Origin of the sequence: Croceicoccus sediminis (assembly GCF_007570835.1) — a bacterium.
GTDB lineage: Bacteria > Pseudomonadota > Alphaproteobacteria > Sphingomonadales > Sphingomonadaceae > Croceicoccus > Croceicoccus sediminis.
The window spans coordinates 1,312,355-1,331,320 of the sequence record NZ_SUNC01000001.1 but is presented as its reverse complement, the minus strand read 5'-3'; the positions used below and the strand labels follow the sequence as shown (position 1 = coordinate 1,331,320).

The 18,966-nt window shown below is 64.2% G+C and carries 22 protein-coding genes and 1 tRNA gene; 12 read left to right on the top strand and 11 right to left on the bottom strand.

All coding sequences use genetic code 11. The features are described 5' to 3' along the window. The first annotated feature begins 9 nt into the window (after positions 1 to 9). Positions 10 to 471, top strand: coding sequence for a preQ(1) synthase (gene queF / locus FAX90_RS06265; protein ID WP_144096415.1), 462 nt, complete (start codon positions 10 to 12; stop codon positions 469 to 471). A gap of 22 nt (positions 472 to 493) precedes the next feature. Here queF and FAX90_RS06260 read toward each other — a convergent pair whose 3' ends face one another. After that, on the bottom strand, positions 494 to 1,099 hold the full coding sequence (locus tag FAX90_RS06260) for an exopolysaccharide biosynthesis protein (protein ID WP_144096414.1): 606 nt from the start codon (positions 1,097 to 1,099) through the stop codon (positions 494 to 496). 205 nt (positions 1,100 to 1,304) lie between these two features. Between FAX90_RS06260 and FAX90_RS06255 the strand changes: the two genes are divergently transcribed. The 4 genes from FAX90_RS06255 (at position 1,305) to FAX90_RS06240 (ending at position 7,354) form a co-directional block, all read left to right on the top strand. Further along, a complete protein-coding gene (locus FAX90_RS06255) occupies positions 1,305 to 2,624 on the top strand; it encodes a NupC/NupG family nucleoside CNT transporter (RefSeq protein WP_144096887.1) in 1,320 nt (439 codons plus the stop codon). A gap of 57 nt (positions 2,625 to 2,681) precedes the next feature. Continuing rightward, entirely contained in the window at positions 2,682 to 3,608 is a 927-nt protein-coding gene (locus tag FAX90_RS06250; RefSeq protein ID WP_144096413.1) for an isopenicillin N synthase family dioxygenase, read from the top strand. A gap of 303 nt (positions 3,609 to 3,911) precedes the next feature. Further along, positions 3,912 to 6,422 (top strand): TonB-dependent receptor, encoded by a 2,511-nt coding sequence (locus FAX90_RS06245; protein ID WP_144096412.1) that lies wholly within the window; start codon positions 3,912 to 3,914, stop codon positions 6,420 to 6,422. Positions 6,423 to 6,550: 128 nt separating this feature from the next. After that, entirely contained in the window at positions 6,551 to 7,354 is an 804-nt protein-coding gene (locus tag FAX90_RS06240; protein ID WP_144096411.1) for a S1/P1 nuclease, read from the top strand. Positions 7,355 to 7,364: 10 nt separating this feature from the next. On the opposite strand, the gene FAX90_RS06235 is transcribed toward FAX90_RS06240, so the two are convergent. Genes FAX90_RS06235 through FAX90_RS06220 form a run of 4 tightly spaced genes read right to left on the bottom strand, consistent with a single transcriptional unit; the run spans position 7,365 to position 9,294 of the window. Further along, complete coding sequence (locus FAX90_RS06235) at positions 7,365 to 8,003, bottom strand: NrsF family protein (RefSeq protein WP_144096410.1); 639 nt, start codon at positions 8,001 to 8,003, stop codon at positions 7,365 to 7,367. A gap of 1 nt (position 8,004) precedes the next feature. Continuing rightward, a complete protein-coding gene (locus FAX90_RS06230) occupies positions 8,005 to 8,535 on the bottom strand; it encodes a sigma-70 family RNA polymerase sigma factor (RefSeq protein WP_144096409.1) in 531 nt (176 codons plus the stop codon). After that, positions 8,532 to 8,984, bottom strand: a complete 453-nt coding sequence (locus FAX90_RS06225; protein WP_144096408.1) for a DoxX family protein — start codon at positions 8,982 to 8,984, stop codon at positions 8,532 to 8,534. Before FAX90_RS06225 ends, FAX90_RS06230 begins: the two co-directional genes overlap by 4 nt. Before the next feature lie 28 nt (positions 8,985 to 9,012). Further along, a complete protein-coding gene (locus tag FAX90_RS06220) occupies positions 9,013 to 9,294 on the bottom strand; it encodes a BufA1 family periplasmic bufferin-type metallophore (RefSeq protein WP_144096407.1) in 282 nt (93 codons plus the stop codon). A 205-nt stretch (positions 9,295 to 9,499) separates the two neighbouring features. Between FAX90_RS06220 and bufA2 the strand changes: the two genes are divergently transcribed. The 3 genes from bufA2 to FAX90_RS06205 all read left to right on the top strand — a co-directional run bounded on the left by bufA2 (position 9,500) and on the right by FAX90_RS06205 (position 11,489). Next, positions 9,500 to 9,784: a BufA2 family periplasmic bufferin-type metallophore gene (bufA2, locus tag FAX90_RS06215; RefSeq protein WP_144096406.1), complete on the top strand. Its 285-nt coding sequence runs from the start codon at positions 9,500 to 9,502 to the stop codon at positions 9,782 to 9,784. Between the two features lie 92 nt (positions 9,785 to 9,876). Further along, on the top strand, positions 9,877 to 10,713 hold the full coding sequence (bufB, locus tag FAX90_RS06210; protein ID WP_144096405.1) for an MNIO family bufferin maturase: 837 nt from the start codon (positions 9,877 to 9,879) through the stop codon (positions 10,711 to 10,713). Then, a complete protein-coding gene (locus tag FAX90_RS06205; protein WP_144096404.1) occupies positions 10,710 to 11,489 on the top strand; it encodes an HvfC/BufC family peptide modification chaperone in 780 nt (259 codons plus the stop codon). The genes bufB and FAX90_RS06205 overlap by 4 nt, the downstream gene beginning before the upstream one ends. 5 nt (positions 11,490 to 11,494) lie before the next feature. Here the strand turns inward: FAX90_RS06205 and FAX90_RS06200 are convergent. Then, a tRNA-Arg gene (locus FAX90_RS06200) sits at positions 11,495 to 11,571 on the bottom strand. Between the two features lie 69 nt (positions 11,572 to 11,640). On the opposite strand from FAX90_RS06200, the gene FAX90_RS06195 reads away from it, so the two are divergent. After that, positions 11,641 to 12,390: a queuosine precursor transporter gene (locus tag FAX90_RS06195; RefSeq protein WP_240704755.1), complete on the top strand. Its 750-nt coding sequence runs from the start codon at positions 11,641 to 11,643 to the stop codon at positions 12,388 to 12,390. 18 nt (positions 12,391 to 12,408) lie between these two features. Here the strand turns inward: FAX90_RS06195 and FAX90_RS06190 are convergent, their stop codons facing one another. Both FAX90_RS06190 and FAX90_RS16535 read right to left on the bottom strand, forming a co-directional pair. Further along, positions 12,409 to 12,618, bottom strand: a complete 210-nt coding sequence (locus FAX90_RS06190) for a PspC domain-containing protein (protein WP_144096403.1) — start codon at positions 12,616 to 12,618, stop codon at positions 12,409 to 12,411. Then, the gene (locus FAX90_RS16535; RefSeq protein WP_170234882.1) at positions 12,615 to 12,755 is read right to left on the bottom strand and encodes a hypothetical protein; all 141 of its coding nucleotides are present in this window, start codon (positions 12,753 to 12,755) and stop codon (positions 12,615 to 12,617) included. The genes FAX90_RS06190 and FAX90_RS16535 overlap by 4 nt, the downstream gene beginning before the upstream one ends. Positions 12,756 to 12,978: 223 nt before the next feature. On the opposite strand from FAX90_RS16535, the gene recF reads away from it, so the two are divergent. After that, positions 12,979 to 14,058, top strand: coding sequence for a DNA replication/repair protein RecF (gene recF / locus FAX90_RS06185; protein WP_144096402.1), 1,080 nt, complete (start codon positions 12,979 to 12,981; stop codon positions 14,056 to 14,058). A gap of 7 nt (positions 14,059 to 14,065) precedes the next feature. Here recF and FAX90_RS06180 read toward each other — a convergent pair whose 3' ends face one another. Continuing rightward, positions 14,066 to 14,731 (bottom strand): arylesterase, encoded by a 666-nt coding sequence (locus tag FAX90_RS06180; protein WP_144096401.1) that lies wholly within the window; start codon positions 14,729 to 14,731, stop codon positions 14,066 to 14,068. Positions 14,732 to 14,783: 52 nt separating this feature from the next. Here FAX90_RS06180 and FAX90_RS06175 point away from each other — a divergent pair, with 52 nt between their 5' ends. Together FAX90_RS06175 and FAX90_RS06170 are read left to right on the top strand one after the other, a co-directional pair. Beyond that, on the top strand, positions 14,784 to 15,491 hold the full coding sequence (locus tag FAX90_RS06175) for an ABC transporter ATP-binding protein (protein WP_144096400.1): 708 nt from the start codon (positions 14,784 to 14,786) through the stop codon (positions 15,489 to 15,491). Further along, the gene (locus FAX90_RS06170) at positions 15,488 to 18,016 is read left to right on the top strand and encodes an ABC transporter permease (RefSeq protein ID WP_144096399.1); all 2,529 of its coding nucleotides are present in this window, start codon (positions 15,488 to 15,490) and stop codon (positions 18,014 to 18,016) included. Before FAX90_RS06175 ends, FAX90_RS06170 begins: the two co-directional genes overlap by 4 nt. On the opposite strand, the gene FAX90_RS06165 is transcribed toward FAX90_RS06170, so the two are convergent. After that, on the bottom strand, positions 18,003 to 18,413 hold the full coding sequence (locus FAX90_RS06165) for a DUF805 domain-containing protein (RefSeq protein WP_144096398.1): 411 nt from the start codon (positions 18,411 to 18,413) through the stop codon (positions 18,003 to 18,005). The genes FAX90_RS06170 and FAX90_RS06165 overlap by 14 nt on opposite strands. 36 nt (positions 18,414 to 18,449) lie before the next feature. Beyond that, positions 18,450 to 18,860: a DUF805 domain-containing protein gene (locus tag FAX90_RS06160; RefSeq protein ID WP_144096397.1), complete on the bottom strand. Its 411-nt coding sequence runs from the start codon at positions 18,858 to 18,860 to the stop codon at positions 18,450 to 18,452. Positions 18,861 to 18,966: the final 106 nt, after the last annotated feature.

Sequence of the window (18,966 nt, the reverse complement as noted above, 5' to 3'; positions counted from 1 at the left end):
GCCCACGCCATGGCAGACGAACAGATTTCCCCGCTCCACCTGGGGCAGACCAGCGCGCTTCCCGCTTCGCCGGAAGAGGCTGTTCTCGACTACGTGCCCAACCCGCGCGTCGGCTCGCTCTATCTCACGCGGTTTGCCGCGCCCGAATTTACCTCGCTGTGCCCCGTGACCGGCCAGCCCGACTTTGCGCATATCGTCATCGACTATGCGCCGGGCGAGACGATCGTGGAATCGAAGTCGTTGAAGCTGTTCCTCGGCTCGTTCCGCAACCACTGCGGGTTTCACGAGGACGTGACCGTGGGCATCGGCCAGCGGCTGGCGGACGAAATGAAGCCCGTCTGGCTGCGCATCGGGGGATACTGGTATCCGCGCGGTGGCATTCCCATCGACGTGTTCTGGCAAACCGGCACGCCGCCCGAAGGGCTGTGGGTGCCGGATCAGGGCGTTGCGTCCTATCGCGGCCGGGGCTGATTATCGCGGATCGGGCTGAAACCTAGCCGCCGCCGCTTTCCTCGCCGCCCATCATCGTGAAGCCTAGCCCGAAGGCGGCAAGGCTGAGCGCGGTGGCGATCAGCATCAGCAAGCCGTCGCGCACCATCAGCGCCAGCCCGAAGGCGGCCACCGCCAGCATCGGTCCCGAACTGGCGAACGGCAGCAGTTCCAGCGGCGGAACCGTCGCGCACAAACCGATGATAAGGACGGCGGCAATGCGCACCGGCACTCCGGTGGTCAGCGCCTTGAGCCTGCCGTGGAACCACTTGTCGAGGAACGCGGCCATCTTGCGCAGCTTCTTGCTCGACTTTTCGACCTTGTCGGCGCTGACGCTGCGATTGCGGATGAAACCGGGCAACCACAGGTGCCTCTTGCCGAACAGCATCTGCAGCGCGATCAGCCCCACGATCACGGCAAGGAACGTCGGGACGCCCGGAATGGCGCCGATGGGCGTGAGTTCCAGCAGAGCGGGGATCATCAGCGCCGGGCCGTAACTGCGATTGCCGATGGCGTCGAGAATGTCGCCGATGCTGACTTTCTTGTGCTCTTCCGCCACTTCGTCGAGGCAGTCGAGAATCTCGCACACGCTGTGCGGGTCTTTCGCCATCGTAATCCCCTGTTGCCAGGGTTTCCCGTTCCCTGCCTTTGCATGTAAACGCATGGCTGGCGATCTGGTGCCGGGAGCCTTGGACCGGACGTTCCTGTCGATCGGGCGTCATCACCTATTCGGCAACGCGCTTTGCATCGCGGCGCACTTGTGTCTAAAGGTTTCGCCCGCGACTAACTCACTTCGCGGGAACGCTCTCCTTAACATGCCCAGCCAGCTCATCAGCCTTGCCGGCATTGCCGTCATCCTCGGCATTGCCTTTGCCCTGTCCACGGCGCGACGCCGCATTCGCCTGCGCGTCGTCGGTGCGGCCTTCGCGCTTCAGGCGCTGATGGCGCTGCTGGTCCTGCGCACGCCCTGGGGCGTTGCCACGATCGCGGCGATGAGCCGGGGCGTGTCGAACCTGCTGGGCTATGCGGGCGAGGGGACGAAGTTCATCTTCGGCCCGCTGGCCAGCCCGGAAATCGGCGGCAACAGCTTTGCCATCGCGGCGCTGACGGTCATCATCTTCTTCGCCAGCCTCGTCTCGGTTCTCTATTACCTTGGCATCATGCAGTTCGTGATCCGCTGGGTCGGCGGCGGGATCGGCTGGATTACGGGCATCAGCCGCGTCGAATCGCTGGCGGCGGCGGCCAACATCTTCGTCGGCCAGTCGGAAAGCCCGCTGGTCGTGCGTCCCTATCTGGCAGGGCTGGCCCCCAGCCGCCTGTTCACGATGATGTGCGTCGGGATGGCGGGCGTTGCGGGCACGATCCTTGCCGCCTACGCCTCGCTGCTTGGCGAACAATACCTGCCGTTCCTTCTGGCCGCCGCTTTCATGAGCGCGCCGGGCGGCATCCTCATGGCCAAGATCATCATGCCCGACATCGACGAGCCGGGTGCTGCTGCCGAAGGCGAACTCGACCTTCCCGAAGGCCGCCGCAGCGGTGAAGGCCCCGCTGCCCTGATGCCCGAAGGCGGACGGCAGAGCGACGACGTGCCCGACGCCCACGATGACGAGGAAAAACCCGCCAATATCCTGATGGCCGCTGCACAGGGCGCGCAGACCGGCGTGAAGATCGCCGTCGCCGTTGGCGCGATGGTCCTGTCGTTCGTCGCGCTCGTCGCGCTGGCCAACGGGCTCCTGTCGGGCGCTGGCGAACTCGTCGGCCTCGAAGGGCTGACGTTCCAGGCGATCCTGGGCTGGATATTCTCGCCCGTCATGTTCCTGCTGGGCATCCCGTGGCAGGAAGCGCAGATCGCAGGCGGGCTGTTCGGCACCAAGATCGTGCTCAACGAATTCGTCGCCTTCATCGACCTCGGCGCGCTCGATCCCTCGGCTCTCAGCCCGCGGGCCCGCGCCATCGCGACGTTCTCGCTTTGCGGCTTCTCCAACTTCTCGTCCATCGCGATCCAGATCGCGGTGATCGGCGGCCTGGCACCGAACCAACGTCCGGTCGTTGCGAAACTGGGATTGAGAGCGCTTGCCGCTGGTTCGCTCGCCAACCTGATGAGCGCGGCGCTTGCAGGACTTTTCCTAGCCTGAGCCGCTGGCTATGGGCACGTGATAGTTTCAACCGATACGAATCGACAGAGTAGCCCCATGACCAGCCCGATTGCCGCCGTTTCGCTCAACGACCCGATCGACCAGCTTGCCGACAGGCTGGGCGCAAGCTTCGGCGAATACGGTTTCGCCGTCGTTCAGGACCACGGCATCGACCAGGACCTGATCGCGCGGGCCGAGGAACTGTCGCGCGCGTTCTTTGCGCTGCCGGAAGACGTGAAGCGGTCCTACTTCATCGCGGGCGGCGGCGGTGCGCGCGGCTATACCCCGTTCAAGACCGAAGTAGCGAAGGGCTACGACAAGAAGGACCTCAAGGAATTCTGGCATATCGGGCGCACTCTGCCCGAAGGCGATCCGCTGGCCGATTACATGGCGCCCAACGTCTGGCCGACGGAAGTCGAGGGTTTTCGCGAAACGTTCGAGACGCTTTATGCCGAATTCGAAAAGGCCGGGGCCAAGATCCTGTCCGCGATCGCCCTCCACCTCGGGCTGGAGCCGAACTGGTTCGACGCGACTGTGGAGAAGGGCAATTCGGTCATGCGCCTGCTGCACTATCCGCCGATCGAGAACGCGGACGGTGCTGTGCGCGCCGCGCCCCATGGCGACATCAACACGATCACGCTGCTCCTGGGCGCAGAGGAGGCAGGCCTCGAACTGCTGTCGCAGCAGGGCGAATGGATCCCGGTGCAGCCGCCCAAGGGCGCGCTGGCCGTCAACATCGGCGACATGTTGAGCCGCCTGACCAACGACCGGCTGCGCTCGACCATCCACCAGGTCCGCAATCCCGAGGGCGAGCGTGCGCGGCACTCACGCTACTCGATGCCGTTCTTCCTGCATTTCCGCCCCGATTTCGAAATCAGGACGCTGACCTCGTGCATCGATGACGAACATCCGGACCAGTATCCCGATTCGCTGACGGCGCACGATTTCCTCGCGATCCGCCTGAAGGAAATCGGCCTGATGTAATGGGCGATTCGGCTTTCGCCGAGAATCGTGTGGCGACATGCGCGAAAAGTTTCGTATGAAATGAAAAATGCCGATCCATGTGGTATTGCAGCAACACAGGCTGCAAGTCACGGTAAACTGACGGTTTTTCTCTGAAAATCAGGTAATTCACGTCCAGTTTCGGCATGGCCCGGCAACGCGCTTGCCGGTGTGTCATATTGCAGTCGCGAAACGGAAAAAATAACGACGCATCGCGCTTCTAAGCGGCCCTCGTCCGAGGGAAATTGCCGTCGGGGTCGAATCACAATTCAGGGACTTTATCCAATGAAGACCATGCTGCTTCGCAGTGCTGCGCTGATCGCTGTTGCGATCCCGGCCACTGCCCACGCCCAGTCGACCGGTTCGGTCGACTTCGAAGACGAAATCGTCGTCACCGGTTTCCGCGTCGACAATGTCGGCGGCGTCGAAATTCCGGATACGCCGAAGGCCAAGCAGGTCCTCGAGCAGGAAGTCATCCGTCGCCAGCGTCCCGGACAGACGGTCAACGACATCGTCAACCTCGTCCCCGGCGTCAGCTTCCAGAACAACGACCCCTGGGGTTCGTCGGGCGGTGGCTTCACCGTTCGCGGCTTCGGCGCCGACCGCGTTTCGCAGACCCTCGACGGCCTGCCGCTGAACGATTCGGGCAACTACGCGCTCTACACCAACCAGCAGGTTGATTCCGAAGTGCTGGAATCGGTCAACGTCAACCTCGGCACCACCGACGTCGACAGCCCGACCGCATCGGCTTCGGGCGGCACGATCAACATCCGTACCCGCGAACCGGGCGACGACATGGCGATCATGGCGACGATGACGTTTGGTGACGTCCTTGCCAAGAACGACTTTTCGGACAGCCTCTACACCCGCGGCTTCTTCATGTTCGACACTGGCGACATCACCGGTTCGGGCCTGAAGGCATTCGGTTCGGCCAGCTACACCACTTATGGCGTGCCTTACAATCCGTACGGCAAGATCAACAAGACGCAGTTCAATGGCCGCATCTTCCAGGATCTCGGCGACAACGGCGATTTTGTTTCGGTCGCTGGCCACTTCAACCAGAACCGCAACAACTTCGCCGGTTCGGAACGTCTCAGCGACCTCCTCGGCTACTACGACGGCGCTTTCACCAAGGCTGACCGCTTCAACGCCTACGAAGGTTCGGGCTCCTACCCGTGCTCGGTCGGTACCGATGTCCTCGCCGTCGAAAGTGGTGATGCGACCGGTTCGCCGGGCGAAAGCGTCGACTATGACGATCGTAATGGCTGCGGCGCTGCGTTCTATCGCCGCTACAACCCGTCCGACACGGGCAACATCCGCGGTTCGTCGCGTTTCACGTTGGCCGATGGCCTCGTGTTCACTTTCGACCCGTCCTACCAGTACGTCAAAGCCAATGGTGGCGGTCCCGACGATCTTCGCGAATCGTACTTCACCCCTTGGGGCGGTACGACCGGCCTGACCGGTGCATTCAACGGCGGTTACTACTTCGGCCGTGACCTCAACGGCGACGGCGACATGGAAGATGAGATCGCCGGTAACGATCCCAGCCAGACGCGCACGAACCGTTACGGCGTCGTCGCGAACCTGATCTACGACCTGGCCCCCGAACACCGCGTTCGCGTTGCCTACACATGGGACCGCGCACGTCACCGTCAGACCGGCCAGATTACCTACATGAAGGGCAACGGCGAGATCAGCGATCCTTTCGCGATCGACAACCCGCTGCTCGACGTGAACGGTCTGGAAGTGAACAAGCGTGACCGCCTGTCCTATGCGATCCTGCATCAGGTTTCGGGTGAATATCGTGGCCGCTTCCTCGAAGATCGTCTCACCACGGTCCTTGGCCTGCGTGCGCCGTTCTTCAAGCGCGAGCTGAACCAGAACTGCTACACGACCTCGATCAATGGCTTCGTCGATTGCCCGAACCCGGGTCAGGACCTTGCCGAATACGAAGCGCTGAACCCCGATTACGCTCGTCCGCAGACGCGTACGTACAAGTACGACAAGCTGCTCCCGAACTTGGGCTTCACGTTCGAGTTCGTCGACAATGCGTCGGTCTTCGGTAACTACGCCAAGGGCCTCTCGGTCCCCGGCACCGATCCGCTGTACGACTCGCTCTACTTGGCCGATGACGACTTCGCGCGTCCGGTTCCGGAAACGACCGACAGCTTCGATCTGGGTTTCCGCTTCCAGCGCGGCAAGATCACGGCACAAATTGCCGGTTGGTACACCCGTTACAACGATCGCCTCGCAAGCGCGTTCGACCCGGAAGCCAACAACGGCGAAGGTGCAACGGTCTATCGTAACCTCGGCCGTGTCGATAAGTACGGCGTCGATGCCTCGATTGCGTTCCGTCCGACCAGCAACACGCTGCTCTACGTTTTCGGTTCGCTCAACGAATCCGAGATTAAGGACAACGTGGTCGCCGACGAGCAAGGCGGCGTCCTGGCAACGGCGGGCAACTCGGAATCGGGCACCCCGAACTACTCGTTCGGCGCTCGCGGTCAGGTTGCTTTCGGTGACTTCGAACTGGGTGCGCAGGCTAAGCGCACGGGTAAGCGTTGGGTCAACGACCTCAACACCGACCGTGTCCCGGCCTACACGCTGGTCGATCTCGACGCACGTTACACGATCGCACAGTTCCCGACCGGTGGCGATGTTGCGGTTCAGCTGAATATCACCAACCTGTTCGACGAATACTACGTCGGCTACTTCGGTGGTTCGCTGGATGACTTCGGCTTTGCCCAGATCGGTGCGCCGCGCGCAGGCAGCATTTCGCTGATCATCGGCTACTGATCGTAGAGGGGCGGGCCTCGGCTATTCGGGGTTCGTACTTCAAAAGGTAACGGGGCGGCGGCATTCCAGCGGGATGCCGCCGCCTTCGTGTTTGCGCGGTGCGCGCGCGAAAGTTAGGAATATCACCCATGCGCAAGTCCATGATTCTCGCCGCAATCGGCCTTAGCCTTTCCCTGTCCACGACCGCCCATGCATGGGGGCAGCTCGGCCACCGCGTGGTCGGCCAGATCGCGGCGGACAATGTCGACGGCCGCACGGCGGCTAACATCGCGCTGATCCTCGATCACGGCGAAACGCTGGCAGAGGCGGCGACATGGCCGGACGAGCAGAAGTCCGACCCGGACGAATACTGGCAGAAGACTTCCTATCCCTGGCACTGGGTCACCGTGCCTGAGGGCAAGACTTATGACGAAGTCGGCGCGCCGCCCGAGGGCGATGCCTATTCCGCGCTCCGCCGCTTCACCGCCACCTTGCGCGATCCCGATGCGACGCGAGAGGACAAGGCGCTGGCCCTGCGCTTCGTCGTTCACATCGTGGGCGACCTTCACCAGCCGCTGCATAACGGCAACGGCACCGATCGCGGCGGCAACCAGTTCAAGATCGAGTGGTTCGGCGAGGAAACCAATCTCCACTCGCTCTGGGACACGGCGCTGCTGGAGGGCAATGGCCTAAGCTACACCGAATATGCCGACAGCCTGGAGCGGCACATGACCAATCAGCAGAAGATCGCATGGTGGGATGCCCGGCCGGAAACATGGATGGCGGAAAGCATCGCGCTGCGCGATCGGATTTATCCGCCGGCGGACGCGACATCGATCGGCTATTCCTACCAGTGGACATGGCGCCCTGTGGCAGAGCGTCGCCTGGCCCAGGGCGGTGTGCGCCTTGCGGCCTATCTCGACTGGGTCTTCGGCGCGGAACCCACTGGCTGAACGCCCGATCCTACCAGCGCAGGAACCGGGACAGGACGAAGCGCCCGAACAGGGCCGCGATCACGACCGGCGCTGCGTGCCAAAGTCCCAAGTGGACAACCGAATTGAACGGGCAGGACAGGCCATAGGCCACCGTGCCCAGCGCGCCCGCGCCCGTGCCCAGCAGCAGGCCTGCCCGTTCTGGCGAAACCGGCGCGCCGCGCCTGAGCCAGCGGTACTGCACCGAACCCGCGACGATCGCGGAGATCAGTCCGAACAGGACGCACAGCGGCTCGTCCCAGTGATAGGGTACTGGGCCGACATGTCCGGCCAGCGCGACCACGCCCGCCACCGGGATCACCGCGGCCATGACCATGGCCCAGCGCGGCCCGTCATGCTCTGCCCCGACGCGCGGGCTGGCCATCGCGACCACGGCCAGTGTGCAGGCAGTGCCGAGCAGGAGCAGCAGCAGGTTCGTTACCACGAAGAAGACGGAAAATTCGCCCTGCAACAGCCCGTCGCGCGCGCCCAGCAGGACAAGGACGATAACGACCGTCACCGCGAAGGCGGCAAGCGCCTGCGCGATACCGCGTCCTTTCCGCATCGGCGTGACGGGCACGCTGTCGGCGGCAAGTTCGTCGATCAACGATCGGGTTTCGGGGGTCGTCATCTCAATTTGCCTTTTCGACGAGCGCGGACAGTTTCTTCAGTCCGCGATGTATGTTCACTTTGACCAGGGACGCGCTCTGCCCGGTCTTTTCCGATGCCTCTGCGATGGAGCGTCCCTCGATACGCACCATCTCGATCACTTCGGCCTGTGCGGGTGGAAGCTGTTCGAACAGTCGGTCAAGGCTGACGCGTGCGACGACGACTTCCTCGTCGCTGTCCTTTACCGCCGCATCGTCGTGCAGTTCGGCGGTGCGCCCGCGATAGTCGGCGCGAAGGTGGTCGAGCCAGCGATAGCGGGCGATGGCCGCGATCCATGGAAAGAACGGGCGTTCGGGATCGTATGTCGCACGCTTGGCATGAAGCGAGATCAGCACGTCCTGGATCAGGTCGTCGATGCGTTCCGGGGCAATGCGGCCGCGAAAATACCGGCGCAGCCAGCGCGCGACTTCCTCCAGCAGCGCCGAATAGGCCCGCTTGTCGCCCGACTGGGCCGCGCGCATCAACCGCGCCAGAGTGGCCTCGTCCCCCGTCACGCCCGCGACCATAGCGCGAGCGGCGCATCGAGGGAAAAGGGACCTGCGCCCCGCGACACGAGGACGAGGGCGAGCGCGGCCCAGATCACGTGGACCGACCACCATGCTTCGGGATAGACGAAGACCTGTATCATCATCGTCATGGCCAGAAGCGCCAGCGCCGATAGCCGCGTCGCCAGACCCAGTATGACAAGTATGGGCAGCACGAATTCGGCCAGCGTTGCCATCTGCGCGGCAAAGGCAGGGGGCAGGGGGACGCCCGAATACTCGTATTCGAACAGGTAATTCGTTGCGTCGCTGACCTGCAGCCACGTTCCCTCCACCACCTTGCTGCGTCCCGACCGCCAGAACACTCCGGCAAGCGCGATGCGCACGATGAAGAGGGCGAAACCTTCGGCCCAGCGGGACGCCAGCAGGCGTGTAAGCTCGTGCCATCGGCGGCTCAGCATCAGCATCTTACCTGCCCCCCTTTGCCGATCAGCGCTTGATCGGTGTCAGCGAGCCTGTGCCCTTGGGCGTCCTGATCGAAGTGCACATGCCTTTTTCGACCAACTTCCAGGCATTGCCCTGCCAGTCGCGGGTGGACGTGCCGGCACAGCTGGTGCCCGGCCCTGCGGCACAATCGTTCTGGCCCGCCTTGGCGACGCCGTAGCACTTTTCCATTTTGGGCTCTGCGGCAGAGGCGGGGGCGGCGAGGCTGGCGGCGATGGCGCCCGTCAGGACGGCTCCGGCGAGGGCGGCGAAGGGACGGTGGGACATGGGGCGAATGCTCCTTGATACTACGGCCCGGCGATGTGCGGTGCCTGCAAGGTCATTCGCGGCGCATTGCCCCGCGGTTACAGCGCGGTTTCGACACAGGATAATTTTCGTGGCCTGTAACCGTGGCTGGCGGGCGAGCGAATGAAGGGATGCCTGCCCGGCACAGACACGCCGGGCGCGCCTCACCTTTGTCAGGAGCTTTGCCATGTCCTTTTCCAACAAGTCCGCCATTGCCGCCGCCGCGGCCACCTTCGCGCTTTCGGCTACCGCCGCCCTTGCCGCGACCGCGCCTGCAGGCAGCACCGGCAAGGCCATCGCCAGCGAGGACACCGTCCATTGCTACGGCGTCAATTCGTGCAAGGGCACGGCCGACTGCAAGACCACCGCGCACGAATGCAAGGGCATGAACGCCTGCAAGGGCCATGGTTTCAAGGCGATGACCGCGGGCCAGTGCCTCAGCAAGGGCGGCACGATCGGCGACCTGGGTTGATCCCGGGCCGCTGATCCACCGCCCCAGGGCGGCCCGGCTTCCCGTCACCCTTTCCGCCGGGCCGCTCACATTTCTTTCAGGAGCCTTCGTTGATGAACGCGATCGAGCCTTTCGGCGGTTACGGCCTTGGCCTGAGGCAGCCGCACTACCGCGATTTCCTCGATATCGACGTGCCGGTCGATTTCGTGGAAGTGATCTCAGAAAACTTCATGGTCGACGGTGGGCGCCCGCTCGACGTGTTGGACGCGGTGCGCGCCAGGCACCCGGTCGTGATGCACGGAGTCTCGCTCTCGCCCGGATCGGCGCACGGGATCGATGACCACTATCTGGATCATCTTGCCGCTTTGGTGCAGCGGGTCGAACCGCTTTGGGTTTCGGACCACTTGTGCTGGACCCGGTCGAGCGCGCACAACAGCCACGACCTGCTGCCCCTGCCGATGACGGAAGAGGCGCTCGACGTGGTCTGCGCCAATATCCAGAAAACGCAGGACAGGCTGCGCCGCCCGATCCTGCTGGAAAACCCGTCGAGCTACATGACCTTTCCGCAGGACGAGTATGCCGAACACGATTTCCTTGCCGAAGTCGTGCGGCGAACGGGGTGTTACCTCCTGCTCGACCTCAACAACGTCTTCGTCAGCGCGCATAACCACGGGTTCGATGCATCGCGTTATCTCTCCGCGTTGCCGCTGGACCGGGTGCGGCAGGTCCATCTGGCCGGGCACATGCCGGGCGAAATCCTGATCGATACGCATGACCGGGACGTGTGCGAGGGCGTCTGGGCGCTCCTGGCTGCGGCCGCGCCGCGCCTTGGCCCCGTCGCCATCATGATCGAGCGGGACGACGCGATCCCGCCGCTGGCCGACCTGCTCACCGAACTGGGCCGGGCCCGCACTATCGTAGAGGGCAGCAAGCGGGCGAGGGCGGCATGACGTTAGCCGCGCTGCAGAACGCATTCCTTGATGCGTTACGCTCGGACGAATCCGCGCTGCCCGCTTCGTGGAGCGCGCGGGAAGAGCGCGGTTTCGCCATCTACCGCAATGCCTATCGCACGCGCCTGGTCGAAGTGCTCGAAGGCGCATACCCGCGCACGCGGCTGCTGGTCGGCGAGGATGCTTTTACGGCCGCCGCGATTCATCACCTTGTCGCGAACCCGCCCTCGGGCTGGACGATCGACGATGCGGGGCGGGGCTTCGAAACCACGCTAGAAACGCTGTGTCCGTCCGACGCCGACGTGGCCGAATGCGCGTGGCTCGAATGGTCGATGCAGCAGGCGCTGGTCTGCGCCGAGTGCACACCACTGGACGCCAGTGGCTTTGCCGCAGCAACGCAGGATTTCGCGGACGAGAACTGGCACGCGATGCGCCTGTCCTTCGTGCCCGGTTTTGCCTTGCGTTCCGTAACGCGCGAATGGTCCGCACTTTGGCCCATGCTGGGTGAAGATGGGGACGTAGAGGCGGCAAGGTCTGCGCCCACGCTCGAACCGGCGATGGGCGCGCTCGTCTGGCGTGATGGCCGCACGCCCGCCTTCGTAATGGTCGATCCGCTCGAATACGCGGCGCTGTCCCGGATGATCGGCGGATCGACATATGGCGCGATGTGCGAAGCGTTGGTCGAGATGGCCGGAGAAGACGCCGCCATCGCCGGTGCGGGCAGGTTCCTCGCCCGCTGGCTGGGCGAAGGCTGGATCGCCGGGATCGACGGGTAAGCGATTGGCGCGCCCTGCAGGAGTCGAACCTGCGGCCTCAGGATTAGAAGTCCCGTGCTCTATCCAGCTGAGCTAAGGGCGCGCATATCACTGTGTGCAGGTGCAGATAGCGTTCTTTTCGCGGGGCGCAAATCGCGATAGGCCCTGATGCGTGGATAGTGAACGCTCGACGGGGCCCGCGCGGGTCGATGGCAAGGCAGCCGGGCACCGGCTGTTCCGGTATTTCGACTTTGTCATGGCGGCCTTTGTCACCGTCCTCTTGCTGTCCAACATCATCGGCGCATCGAAACGGTCCGTGGTCGATCTTCCGATCCTGGGCGAATGGTATTTCGGCGCGGGCGTGCTGTTTTTCCCGATATCCTACGTCATCGGCGACGTGCTGACCGAGGTTTACGGCTATGCCCGTGCGCGCCGGTGCATCTGGGCAGGGTTCGGGGCGCTGATCTTCATGGTCGTCATGGCCGAAGTCGTCGTGGCCCTGCCGCCTGCCGAGGGCTGGCCGTTCCAGTCGGACTACGAAAACCTGTTCGGACAGGCATGGCGTATCGCCGGTGCCTCCATCATCGCGTTCTGGGCGGGTGAATTCGTCAATTCCTACGTCCTTGCCCGCATGAAGATATGGACCAGGGGCAAGGCACTGTGGAGCCGGACGATCGGATCGACCGTCGTGGGGCAGGGCGTCGACAGCGCGATATTCTATCCGCTGGCGTTCCTGGGCACGATGGGTTGGACGGTAGAGCAGGTGTTCTGGGTCGCAGTGACGCAATGGGTGCTGAAAGTGAGCTGGGAGGCGCTTTTGACCCCGGTCACCTATCTCGTCGTGGGATGGCTGAAACGGCGTGAAGGGGTCGATGTCTACGACACCGACACCGACTTCTCGCCGTTTGCGAAAGTCGATTGAGGGTGTGATCGCGGAGGGTCAGTCCGCGATCAGCCCGATAAGCAGGTAGACGAGGATCAGCGAGCCGAAACCGGCCAGCGTGCCCACGACCACCAGGATGCGGACGAGCGTGACGTCGATGCCGAAGTATTCGGCGATGCCGGCGCACACGCCCATCAGTTTGCCGCGCCTCTTGTCGAGATGGAACTTGCGCGGCGAGCCTCCGTTGGAATTGGTCACGTTGCTCATGCGCGCATTTCCGAAGCGATCGGGGCCTGAGCGGCGAAATCGACCGGCGAAACCGTTGCCGAAATGGCGAAGAGCGAGATGGCAAGAGCGGCCAGGCCAGCGGTCACCTGCGAAGAGATCTGCGAAAGATTGGTCATTTTAATTCCCCTTGTTTACTGGTTGATACGGCGTCGTGCCGTTCATGCCAGATACATTGCAGCAACCGTGCCAGTTTTGAAAATCACCGTTTTTCAGATGCTTGCTTTGGTTTCGCGAGATGAACGGATGTTAATAATGCCGCGAATTGGGAAAATTCACCAAGTATTGGTTTTGGCATTTCGACCTTTTCCTGCACGCGGGCGAACCCTAAGCGCATAGGCGATGGCGCTGGACCGTATCCGCCTTGCCGATTTCAGGAATCACGCCGCCACCCGGCTAGAGGGCGCGGGGCGTTTCAACTTGCTCATCGGCCCCAACGGCGCGGGGAAAACCAACGTGCTGGAAGCGCTATCGCTGCTCGCACCGGGGCGGGGGCTGCGGCGGGCGCAATTGTCCGACATCCCGCGCGAAGGTGCGCATGGCGGTTTCGCGGTCGGGGCCGATCTGGTCAGCGGGGTAACGCCGGTTCGGATCGGCACAGCGCTGCGGGCCGACAATCCGGGCCGCCGGATCGTGCAGGCCAGCGGTGCGCCGCTGCCGGCAACGCGGCTGGCCGAATGGCTTTCGGTTACGTGGCTGACCCCGGCAATGGACCGATTGTTCACCGACAGCGCCGGTGGACGCCGACGTTTCCTCGACCGCATGGTGCTGGCCCTACGCCCCGATCATGCGGCGCATTCGACCCGTTATGACAAGGCCCTGCGCGAAAGGAACCGGCTGATGGGCGGCGATGCCCGGCCCGATGCGGGCTGGCTCGACGCGCTGGAAAAGGAAATGGCGGAGGCAGGCGCCCTTATCGCCCAGGGGCGGGCCGAAACGGTCGCGCGCCTGGCCGAGGCTATTGCCGCCGTGCCCGACGGTCCGTTCGCGCAGCCCGAGTTGCGCGTCGAACCCGCCGCGCCTGCCGATGCGGGCGAACTGGTTGAGCTTTGGCGCGCGGGCCGAGCTGCCGATCGCGGGGCGGGCCGTACGCTGGCGGGCCCGCATCGCGACGATCTGTCGGTCACGATGGCGGGGACAGGGCGCGCGGCGGCGGAGTGTTCGACCGGAGAGCAGAAGGCGATGCTGATCGCGATCACGCTTGCCCATGCCGAACTGGCCGCCGGATCGCGTCCGCTGGTCCTCTTGCTGGACGAGGTCGCGGCCCACCTCGACCCGGTGCGCCGCGCGGTGCTTTACGAACGCCTTGCCGCTACCGGTGCGCAGATCTGGATGACGGGGACGGAGACCGAACCTTTTGCCAGCCTTCCCGAACGCCCCGCCGCATGGCGGGTCACATCGGGCGAGGCGGTGCCGCTCTAGGCCCGCTTCAGTTCAGCGCGTCCTCGATCGTATCGACCGATTCTTCGACCATCGCCTTCACGCCGTCTGCTGTGGGATGGATCTGGTCCGACTGCACCAGCGAACGATCGAAGATCAGCGGTTCGATGAAGAACGGCACCAGTTCGGCATCGTACTTGTCAGCCAAGTCGGGGAAGATCGCGTTGAACTCGCCCGCGTAGTCGCCGCCCATGTTGGGCGCGGCCTTCATGCCCATGACGACGATGTCGATATCGCGCCGGTCGAGTTCGGCCATGATCGCATCAAGATTCTGACGCGCCTGTGCCGGGGGCAGGCCGCGCAGCATGTCGTTCCCGCCCAGTTCGACGAGCGCGACATCAGGCTTCACCGTCATGGAATCGAGCACGAATTCCAGCCGCTGCCGCCCGGCGGACGTAGTGTCGCCCGAAACGCCCGCATTCTGCACGCGCACGTTCATCCCGCGCTGGCGTAGCGCCTGCTCCAGCTGGGCCGGATAGGCCGCCGATTGCGGCAGGTTGTACCCGGCAAAAAGACTGTCGCCAAAGGCCAGCACCATCGTCGGCTGACCGATCGGCGCATCCGCTTCGGCGGTGCCGCCATCGGCCTTCGTACCCTCTGCCTGTCCGCAGGCCGCGAGGGCCAGTGCGGCAAGTGCCGCGATCAACTTACGCATTTCGATCAATTTCCTTGCAGCTCGCCCCATCCATGCCAATCTTGTGGGCTCCATGCAAAGCCCCCCAGACATCGCGACCCGCCCTGCCATCCATGCCGAAGCCCTGACCCTTGAACTGGGTAACACGGGAAGCCCTGTACCGATCCTGAAAGGCATCGACCTCGTGGTGCCCGAAGGGCAGACGGTGGCGCTGCTGGGCCCGTCGGGATCGGGCAAATCGTCGCTTATGGCAGTGCTGTCAGGGCTTGAGAGGGCGAGCGGCGGCAAGCTGGACGTGGCGGGGGAGGATTTTTCCGGCCTGTCAGAAGACGCGCTGGCTCGCGCGCGGCGTGGCCGGATCGGTATCGTGCTTCAGGCTTTCCACCTGCTGCCCACGATGACGGCGACCGAAAACGTCGCCACTCCGCTCGAACTGGCAGGCGCGGACAATGCCTTTGGCCGGGCACGGGAAGAGCTTGAGGCGGTCGGCCTCGGCCACCGGCTCGATCACTATCCCATGCAGCTTTCGGGCGGTGAGCAGCAGCGCGTCGCCATTGCTCGCGCGCTGGCCCCGCGCCCGCCGCTGTTGTTCGCAGACGAGCCGACCGGCAATCTGGACAGCACAACCGGGGCGCAAGTCATCGATCTGTTGTTTGCCCGGCGCGCGGAGATGGGGGCGACGCTGTTCCTCATCACGCACGATCCCTCACTCGCCGAAAAGTGCGAGCGGGTGCTTGAACTGGCCGACGGGCGCATCGTTACGGACCGTCTGAACGGATGAGCGGACAAAGTCGCTGGGCGCTCGCCTTTCGATTGGCGAAGCGCGATTTTTCGTGGCGATTCCGCGGGCTGCGCCTGCTCGTCATCTGCCTGTTCCTCGGCGCGGGCGCACTGGCGGCGATCGGAACGCTGGAATCCGCGATCCGCGGCGAACTGTCCGAGCGCGGCCAGGAAATCCTGGGCGGCGACGTTGAATTCGCGATCTATGCCCGCGAGGCGAGCGCCCAGGAACTGGACGCGCTTCGTGAACTGGGCCCGGTATCGGGCGGAATCCGGCTTCAGGCGATGGCCAGCGCGGAAAACGGCAATGTCTCTCCGGTTCAGCTGAAATCGGTCGACGGGGCCTGGCCGCTCTATGGCAGGCTTGAACTCGAAGGAAACAAGGACGCGGGCCCGCCGCCCGACGGCGCGGCATGGGTCGATGGCGGGGTGCTCGACCGCTTGGACGTCGCGATCGGCGATACGATCCGGCTGGGCGAGGAAGACGTGCGCATCGCGGGCGTGATCGCGCGCGAACCCGACCGCCTTTCCGAAGGCTTCGCGCTGGGCGCGCCGGTTCTGGTGTCGCAGGGCACGATGCAGAAAAGCGGGCTGGTCCAGTTCGGTTCGATGATGCGTGCGAAATACCGCGTGGCTCTGCCCGCGGGCGCGGACCCGCAGGCCGTGGCAGATGCGTTCGAGGCGCGGTTCCCCGATTCCGGCTGGGCAACCCGCACGCGCGACAGGGCATCGCCGGGGGCGGACCGGTTGATGGCCAATATGGGCCAGTTCCTCGGCCTTGTCGGGCTGGCCGCGCTGGTCATCGCCGGGATCGGCATCGCGGGCGCGGTGTCTTCGTGGCTGGAATCGCGGCGCGGTACGGTCGCGACCCTGAAAGTGCTGGGCGCGACATCGGACGATGTCTTGCGGATACATGCCTTGCAGGTCTTGGCCGCCGCGTTGATCGGTATCGGGGGCGGGCTGGTTGTCGGCGTCCTCGCGGTGCCCGCGCTGGCCGCACTTCTCGAAGGCCTGTTGCCGGTCGAAACCGGCTTCGTGCTGGACCCGCTGGCGTTGATCCGGGCGGCGGTGTTCGGCCTTCTGGTCGCGTTCGTGTTTGCCGCGCCGCCGCTGCTCGCCTCGCGTTCGATCACGGCCATGGCACTGCTGCGTTCGCGGGTGACATTGCCCGCAGGCCTATGGCGCAAGGCGGCCAAGCCGGTCGCGGCGGGGCTGATCGCGATTGTCGCGCTGGCGCTTGTAACCGCGCACGAGCCTTTGCTGACGGCCGGTTTCCTGGGCGGGGCGGCGGTCGTGCTGGGCCTGCTGGCGCTGCTGGGAATTCTCATTCGCAGGCTTGCCGCCCGCGTGCCACGCACGCGCGGGTCGCTCGCCATGCGCATGGGCCTTTCCGCGCTGGACCGGCCGGGCGCGCCGACGATCGCCCTGGTCACGGCGCTGGGCTTCGGCCTGTCGTCCTTTGCCGCGATCGCCGCGATCCAGACCAGTCTCGACGCTTATATCGCCGGGACCGTGCCCGAAAAGGCGCCCGATTACTTCGTGCTGGACCTGCCGCGCGATGCAGAGGGTTCGTTCCGGCAGATCGTGGAGCGCGAGGCACCGGGATCGCAAGTGCGGACCGTGCCATCGCTGCGCGGGGCGATCCTCGCCTATGGCCCCGAAGACGCGATGACGCGGGTGTCGGAGCTTGATGATATTCCCGAAGGTGCATGGGCGCTGAGGGGAGAGCGGGGCCTGACATACTCCGCGCAACTGCCCGACGGTAATGTGGTGAGCGAGGGCGAGTGGTGGCCTGAGAACTACGACGGGCCGCCGCTGGTATCGGTTGATCAGGATCTGGCCAATGCGCTCGATCTCGAGATTGGGGACAAGCTCTCCATCGGCCTGCTGGGGGTGGAGCGTGAGGCGACCATCGCCTCGTTCCGCCGGATCGAGTGGGACGATCTGGGCTTCAACTACGTCCTCGTCTTCGCGCCCGGTGCCATCGACGATGCGCCGCACAACCTCTCGGCTTCGGTCATCCTGTCCGATGGCACGGACGGGGGCCCGCTGCTGGGCGCGCTGGTCCGCGCCTTTCCGACGACTTCGGTGATCGAGATCGGCGGCGTTCTTGCAGAGGCGCGCGAAATCCTGTCCAGCCTTGCGGTCGCCATCCTTGCCGCTGCCAGTGTCGCCGTGCTGGCGGGGCTGGCCGTGTTGCTGGGCGCTATTGCCGCTGCGCGCTCCCGGGAGACTTACGACACGGTCGTCCTGCGCGTTCTGGGTGCAAGCCAGGGGCAGCTTCTGGGTGCCTTGCTGACGCGATACCTGATCCTGGCCGCCGTGCTGGGCACGATCGGGTTGGGCATCGGCTTGGGGACGGGCTGGCTGGTCATGACCCGCCTGTTCGAATTTCCCTATCGCCCCGACCTGCCGATAGTGCTCGCCGTGCTGGGCGGCGGGGTGCTTCTCGTCGTGCTGGCCGCCGTGGCGGCGTCGCTGCCGGTCCTGCGCGCAAGACCGGCCCGCGCGCTCAGGAGCTTATGACGTAATCGAGCCGAGGATCGGGGCCATAGGCGTTCGCGCCGATGTCCCCGGTCTTGAACATCATGTAGAGCATGAACAGTGCCCCGATCAGCGGGACGAGGTAGATCAGTAGCCAGAACCCCGAATGACCGGCATCGTGCAACCGCCGGATCGTCACCGTGAATATCGGGATGAGTGAGCCGAGCACGAACAGCGTGTAGGCCATGTTCAGCACGTCGACCATCGCGCTGCCGCCGACCAGCACGCCATCTTTCAGCCTGCCGCCAAAACTGTAGCCAAGGACCACGGTGACGGCCCAGAGCATCAGTATCAGGGCCATGAAGCCCCAATACTCGCTGCGGCTGGACCGACCCCAGAAATCGAAATATCGCCGATAGGGCGCAAATATCAGGTTCATCGACAAACCCCCCGTTTGTCTTTGAAGAAGGGCGTATCAGACGCCGCGCGCTTCACCTTCCTTGGGATCGGGCCCGAACCGGTTCGGCCCGTGCGTCCCTTCGATCAGGTAGAAGTACAGCAGGACAAGTCCGCCGATGATGGGCACGAAACCGATCAGGATCCACCATGCCGAACGGTCGGTGTCGTGCAGCCTGCGAAACGTGACGGCCAGCGACGGAATGATCGTCGCAAGGCCCCAGGCGAACATCGCGATCATCACCACCGATGCCAGCGGGCTCATCGAAGCGGTTTCGCCGTATTCCATGCCGCCGCCCAGCGCCATCATGATCAGCATGAAACCGATATAGACCAGGAAGTTGAACAGCGCGAACATCCAGTATTCCTTGCGCCGCGAACGGCCCGAAAACTCGAAATACCGCCGGTACGGCAGCAACATCCATTCCATAAAAATTCCCCCTTCACGATAAGGTCGCTGCGCAACTTATTGCCTGTTCTATGTCAAAAAGCAAAAGGGGCCGCACCTTTCGGTACGACCCCTTTAAATTTCCCGT